Source organism: Streptomyces sp. MB09-01, from assembly GCF_033794505.1.
Classification (GTDB): Bacteria; Actinomycetota; Actinomycetes; order Streptomycetales; family Streptomycetaceae; genus Streptomyces.
In genome coordinates this window covers 1-6,070 of record NZ_JARAYQ010000376.1, presented here as the reverse complement: position 1 = coordinate 6,070, position 6,070 = coordinate 1, and the positions used below count along the sequence as shown (strand labels likewise).

Here is a 6,070-nt window from a genome sequence, read left to right as displayed (position 1 = left end):
GGGTGGCGAGGGTGGGGACCCAAGGGTGACATAACGTGCCCACCATGGATCAGGAGCACATAGCCGGGCCGGCCGGGGACGGCGAAGGCGCAGGCAGGCGGCGGTTCCTCGCGATCGCGACGGGGGCGGCCACGGCTGCGGGACTCGGTGCCGTGGCGGGCTGCGCGGGCGGGGACGGCGGTGCCGATGGGCAGGGCGGGGAGCGGGCCGGCGACCCCGCGGCGCCGGGCGGGAAGCCGTCGGCGGCGGGTGCGCACGGTTTCGACGTCAAGGCCGAGAACGCGAAGCAGGGCCATGCCGACTGGCCGGTGACCAAGGCCGGGCCGGCGCGTGCCATCGAGGGCTTCGCGGACAAGGTCAGCGTCCTGCCCGGCGAGTCCTTCGGTCTGCACGTGTCGACCACCGCGCCCCGGTTCACGGTCTCCGCCTACCGGATGGGCTGGTACGGCGGGGCCCGGGCCCGGCTGGTGTGGCGCTCCGAGGCCCTGCCGGGGGTGCGCCAGCCGGAGCACACGGTGGACCCGGGCACCCGGATGGTCCGCACCCGGTGGGCCCGTACCACCACGGTCGAGACCAAGGACTGGCCGGAGGGCTGCTACCTGCTGCGGCTCGACGCACAGGGCGGCGAGGGGCAGCGCTTCGTGCCGGTGACCGTCCGGTCGGCGGCGACGGCCGGGCGTACGGTCGTGGTCAACGCGGTGGCCACCTGGCAGGCGTACAACCGGTGGGGCGGCTACGGCAGCTATGACGGCCCCACCGGCGGCTACGCCTCGCGTTCGCTCTCCGTGACCTTCGACCGGCCGTACGAGTACGACGAGGGCGCGGGCCTGTTCCTGGTGTACGAGGCCCCGCTGATCGCGCTGGCCGAACGGCTCGGCATACCCCTCGCGTACGCGACCACCACCGACGTGGCACGGGAGAAGCGGCTGCTGGAGGGTGCGGCGGCGGTGCTCTCGCTCGGGCACGACGAGTACTGGTCCCCGGAGCAGCGGGCCCACTTCACGGCCGCCCGCGACGCCGGCACCAACATCGCGGTCCTGGGCGCGAACTGCTGCTTCCGCCGGATCCGGCTGGAGGCCTCCGAGCTGGGGCCGGACCGTACGCTGGTCTGCTACAAGTCCTCCTACGAACAGGACCCCGGGTTCAAGCGGGGCCATCCGGCGACGGTGGACTTCCGCTCGGCGCCCGGGGCGGAACCGGAGAGCTCGTTGCTCGGCGTGATCTACGACGGCTATCCGGTGGACGCCCCGTACGTGGTGACCAACCCGGGCCACTGGCTGTTCGAGGGCACCGGCGTGCGGTCCGGCGACCGCTTCGAGCACCTGGTCGGCGTGGAGTACGACAAGGTCAACACCGGGTTCCCGACGCCCCGGCCGATCGAGATACTGGCCCATTCACCGGTGGTGTGCGAGGGGCGCCCCAGCCACCAGGACACGGCGTACTACACGGTGGCGAGCGGGGCGGGGGTGTTCGCGACCGGCACGATGCGGTGGGTGGAGGCCCTGGACGCGACGGGCGACGGCCGCAGCGGCGGCAACCATGGACTGGACGCGCGGTCCGGGGCGCTGACCACCCGGGTGACGGAGAACCTCCTGCGGGTCTTCGCGGCGGGCCCGGCCGGCCGGTCGCACCCGGCGCAGGACAACGTCGAGTCGGTGTACGGGGGTTCCTGAGACCTGTGGGGTCCGGGGTGCAGGGGGAGCAAGGCGGAGAGGCAGGGGTGGACTTCGTCCGGACAGGGTGCCTAGGATCGTGATCACGGCATCGCGTGTCGGTCACCGGCTGGGTGAGGCATGGAGGCGCCCGTGATGTGCCTTTCGGAGGCATTCACTCATGTCCGTACAGCTGAACCACACGATCATCCACTCCCGTGACAACCGGGAGTCCGCCGAATTCCTGGCGCACGTCCTCGGCCTCCAGGTCGGGAGCGAGTGGGGACCCTTCATCCCCGTCGAGACCAGCAACGGCGTCACCTTGGACTTCGCGACCATCCCGGCCGAGTCCATCACCCCGCAGCACTACGCGTTCCTCCTCTCCGAGGAGGAGTTCGACGCGGCCTTCGAGAAGATCCGGTCGGCGGGCGTCCCGTATTTCGCGGACCCGCACGGCAGGCGTCCCGGCGAGATCAACCACAACGACGGGGGCCGCGGGGTCTACTTCACGGACCCCGCGGGGCACGGGATGGAGATCATCACGCGCCCGTACGGCTACCAGGAGCCGGGCACGAACGGCTGACCCGGCCACCACAGCCCCCGGTCACCACCGCACCCGCGTCATGAACCGGTGGCGGTCACCCGCTCCATGACCGCCACCGGCAGCGCCGGGTTCAGCGCAGCCGCCCCCGCCGTCTCCTCCTCACCGAGCAGCCCGATCAGGACCGGAACGGGCAGCCGCGGATGCCGGGCAGCCGTCGCGCGCACACCGCGGTCCGGGTCGTCGAGCATCCGTACCGCGGAGTCCGCCGACAGCCGGGGGTCGGTCGCGGCGCGCCGCCGGACCTCCGCGTCCTCGTCCCGGCTGAACCGTTCCACCAGCCCGGGCGTCGAGTCCGGGTCGTCGAGCGCCAGCTGCCGCAGCCGCGGATGCGGGTCCTCGGCGTAGCGGAGCAGGTCCCGCCGCGGGAAGTTCGGGTGCCCGTAGGGCCGGTCGGGGGTGGACAGGCTGCCGTTCCACCACTGCCACACCTCCAGAAGCATGTCCGCCGGCGCGTCGTCGCACCGCTCGGCGAGGAAGAGCCGTACGACCCGGTCCGCGTCCCGGGCCAGCCGTTGCACCACGTCCGGCGGCAGCCGCCGGGCCGTCGCGACACTGCTGCGCAGCAGCAGGTGCCCGGAGGCCGCGAGGCGGCGCATCGCCTCCTCGTCCCCGTGTAGCGCCACCACCCACGGGATCGCGCGCCGCATCCGCCTCGGGTCGATGTCCACCTCCACGGCCGCCCGCTGCTCCTCCGTCAGCTCGGGTCGCAGCGACACCGCAAGGCGTACGTCGGCCTGCGGGTCGGCGGCGAGGAGCGCGACCAGGTCCGCGTCCAGGTGGGGGTTCCCGGCGAGGCGCCTGCGCACCTCCGGGTCCGCGTCGGCGCCGAGGCGTGCGGCGAGCTCCCGGTCCAGCCGGAGGGCGGCGATGTCATGGGCGGTGCTCACGGCCTCGAAGTCCGCCTCGGTGATCGGCTCCTCGTCGTGCCGGGCCGCCACGGCCGCCACCCGCACCCGCTCGACCGGGTCTGCGGCCAGCCGCGCCCGGGCCAGGGCGTCGAGGTGCGGCCAGGCCGCGCGGCAGGCTGCCGCCCGGACGGCGGGCACCGGGTCGGCGGTCAGGGCCACCGTCGCGGCGGCGGGCACGGCGGGCAGTTCGAGGAGGGCTTCCCGGACCGCGCCGGACGGGTCGGTGGCGAGCGCCTCGTACGCCTCGTCCGTGAGCCGGGCCCCGGCCGCGACCGCGACCGTGAGGAGGGCGTACCGCCGTCGGCCGGCGGCTTCGGCCAGCAGTAGCCGGGACCAGCGCCCGGCCGACATCCCCCGCTGGACCCGGGTCTCCGCGAGCTGGGCCCGAACCGACCACTCCGGGTGGTCCACGGCGGCGTCGAGCACCGCTTCGGGCAGGTCACGGCGCCAGAGCAGGTGGCCCGGGGTCGTGTCCAGCAGCCGCACCAGGATCCGCTCGGGTGCGGCGCGGTTCCAGGCGAGGGCCTCGCGGATGCGTTCGGCGACGACCGTCCCGTATTCCAGGCCGGCCCACTCTTCCTCGGTTCCCCGCGCGCTGTCCATTCAGGAGAAGGTAGACGTGTTCAACGCCCCCGGATCACCCCGGCCCCTGCATGACCTGCACCTGCCCCTGCTGGTCCACGGTGAGCGCCACCCGTTCGACCCGGTTTCCGGCGGCCAGGGCGATCCACACGATGCCCCAGAGCAGGCAGGTGAACACGGTCAGGATGGCGTGGAGCACGTGGTTCACGGGCTGTCCGCGCACGAGGACCGCCTGCGTCGGGGAGCGCGACTCCACCCGCCAGCCGGTCACGACGTACTGGCCCACCGTCCAGTCGAGGATCGCCGTGCGCTGAGCGGCGTCGACGGGGCGACCGTCCCCGGGAGGGAGCAGGTGGTCCGGTGGCCGTGGCGGCACGCCCCAGTGCTGCGCTTTGTCACGCTCGGGCATCCGGATCGCCTCCCCGCACCGTCGGCGCCATCGGTCCGGTGACCTTCGTCTGCTCGGCCATGCATCCAGCGTGCCTCGGCCGCGGGGGGTCCGGCACGCCGAGCGTGGTGGCTTCGGGAAGGAAGGACCGTCGCAGACGCCGTCGAACGGAAACGCCCGGACGAGAGTCGGGCTCTCGTCCGGGCGTCCTCCACGAACCTGCGGTTCGGCGTGGCAGGGGCGGCAGGATTTGAACCTGCGGCCTTCGGTTTTGGAGACCGGCGCTCTGACCAGCTGAGCTACACCCCTTCGTGGGACCAACCTTGGCACGGCCGGACCCGGAGATCCACTCTATTTCTCGCTCAACCGGGTGCGAGTCGCTCGCCGGTGTGGGCGCCGGAGCTCTTCAGCCAGTCGATCAGTTCATCGTTCTCACTCGTCAGGGCGATGTCGAGCGGGGTGAGCCCGTCGTAGCCGATCCGGTCGATGTCCGCTCCGTGGGACAGCAGACGGCGTGCGGTGGGCAGCTGGCCGCCGTGGCAGGCCTGCCAGAACGAGCTGGTGATGGCCTCGGGTGCGGCGCCGGCCGCGAGAAACTCCTCGACCCGGTCGAGGAGACCGAGGGCGGCGGCGTCCTTCAGGTCGGGGCGGGCCCCGAGGGCGAGCAGCCGGCGCGCGGCCCGCCACTGGCCGAAGGCGCAGGCGTCCGTGAGCGGGGTACCGCCGCCGAGGACGGCGCCCGGGGCGTTGACGTCGTCTCCGGCGGCGACGAGGGCGTCTACGGCGGCCACGTCGTCGTTGCTCGCCGCCCAGTGCAGCGGGGTCTCGGTGTGCGTCCCCCTGCGAACCGGGCCCCCGGGTCGGCTCCGGCGGCGACGAGCGTACGGATGACCGCGGCCGTACCGGGGTGGTGGCCGGGCCAGTCGGTGGCGACGTGCAGCAAGCTGCGCTCGCCGGCCGCCGCGCCGCGCTCGACGATCCGCGCGGAGGCGAGTCCCGGGTGCGCGTCCAGGAGGTCCCGCAGGCCCGGCACGTCGCCGCCGCGGATCGCGGCCGTGACGGCGACGGCGAGCGGATCACCGGATTCGAGGGACCGCACGAGCCGTTCTTCCACGAGCCTTCCCCGAACCCTTCCCCAAGTCTTTCGTCAAGCCCTCCCCGAGCCCGGCGCCCAGCCTACGGGCCGGGGTCGACGGGCCGCGGGTAGCGGGAGCCGAGGGTGCGGAGGATCGTGAGCAGGGTGAACCGTGCGACGGGGGGTTCGTGCGTGCCCCGAAGCCGGGGGCCTGGCCGGCCGGACCGCGCGACGCGGCGTTGCGCCCGCCTCCGCGGCTCCCTGAGGGCGCTCGCGCTCCTCGCCCTCCTCGCCCCCGCCGTGCTGGGCGCGGCCCCCGCCGGCTCCGGCGAGACGATTTCGCTCGCCGGGAACGAGCCGGGCCAGCGGCTCGACGTCACCCTCACGCAGGTGGTCGACCCGGCGAGCCCGGCCGACCCCGGTCCCAGCCCGGAGCCGGCGCCGGTACCCCGTCCGCAGCCCGATCCGGAGCTGGCGCCCCCATCCCCGCCCAGCGGATCCGACCGGCTCGTCGCCGTCCGGTTCCAGCTGGAGAACACCGGCGCCACCGTCTACCGGGACTCCCCCGCAGCAGCCGCCCACCTCCTCGACAACACCGGGCAGCGGTTCACCGGGCTCAACGTCCCCACGACGGCGGGCGCGAGCTTCCCCGACACCGTCACGCTCGACCCCGGCGGGGCCACGGAGGGCTTCGTCACCTTCCGGCTCCCGGAGGACGCCGGCCTGGCCGCGGTCCAGTTCGCCCTCAACGGCGGCCTCGCCGACGACGTGGGCCAGTGGAGCCTCCCGCAGGACTCGCGGCAGGGCTCGGGGCAGGAGCCGGGCCGGGACCTGCGCCCGTAGTCCGCGCCTCCCCCGGGC

General features: G+C 74.1%; 7 protein-coding genes and 1 tRNA gene. 3 read left to right on the top strand and 5 right to left on the bottom strand.

All coding sequences use genetic code 11. The annotated features are described in order from the left end of the window. The first annotated feature begins 44 nt into the window (after positions 1–44). A complete protein-coding gene (locus PV721_RS40230) occupies positions 45–1,673 on the top strand; it encodes a N,N-dimethylformamidase beta subunit family domain-containing protein (protein WP_319733353.1) in 1,629 nt (542 codons plus the stop codon). 160 nt (positions 1,674–1,833) lie between these two features. Then, entirely contained in the window at positions 1,834–2,235 is a 402-nt protein-coding gene (locus PV721_RS40225) for a VOC family protein (RefSeq protein ID WP_319733351.1), read from the top strand. A gap of 38 nt (positions 2,236–2,273) precedes the next feature. On the opposite strand, the gene PV721_RS40220 is transcribed toward PV721_RS40225, so the two are convergent. From PV721_RS40220 to PV721_RS40200, 5 genes are all read right to left on the bottom strand, one after another. After that, entirely contained in the window at positions 2,274–3,767 is a 1,494-nt protein-coding gene (locus tag PV721_RS40220; protein ID WP_319733350.1) for a PE-PGRS family protein, read from the bottom strand. A gap of 34 nt (positions 3,768–3,801) precedes the next feature. Continuing rightward, complete coding sequence (locus tag PV721_RS40215) at positions 3,802–4,155, bottom strand: hypothetical protein (protein ID WP_319733349.1); 354 nt, start codon at positions 4,153–4,155, stop codon at positions 3,802–3,804. Between the two features lie 211 nt (positions 4,156–4,366). Then, positions 4,367–4,443: transfer RNA gene (locus tag PV721_RS40210), tRNA-Trp, on the bottom strand. Between the two features lie 53 nt (positions 4,444–4,496). Continuing rightward, positions 4,497–4,925 (bottom strand): ankyrin repeat domain-containing protein, encoded by a 429-nt coding sequence (locus PV721_RS40205; RefSeq protein WP_319733347.1) that lies wholly within the window; start codon positions 4,923–4,925, stop codon positions 4,497–4,499. Then, positions 4,913–5,248, bottom strand: coding sequence for a hypothetical protein (locus PV721_RS40200; protein ID WP_319733346.1), 336 nt, complete (start codon positions 5,246–5,248; stop codon positions 4,913–4,915). Before PV721_RS40200 ends, PV721_RS40205 begins: the two co-directional genes overlap by 13 nt. 153 nt (positions 5,249–5,401) lie before the next feature. On the opposite strand from PV721_RS40200, the gene PV721_RS40195 reads away from it, so the two are divergent. Next, positions 5,402–6,052 carry a hypothetical protein gene (locus tag PV721_RS40195; RefSeq protein ID WP_319733344.1) on the top strand — a complete coding sequence of 217 codons (651 nt, stop codon included), beginning with the start codon at positions 5,402–5,404 and terminating at the stop codon, positions 6,050–6,052. The last annotated feature ends 18 nt before the right edge of the window (positions 6,053–6,070 follow it).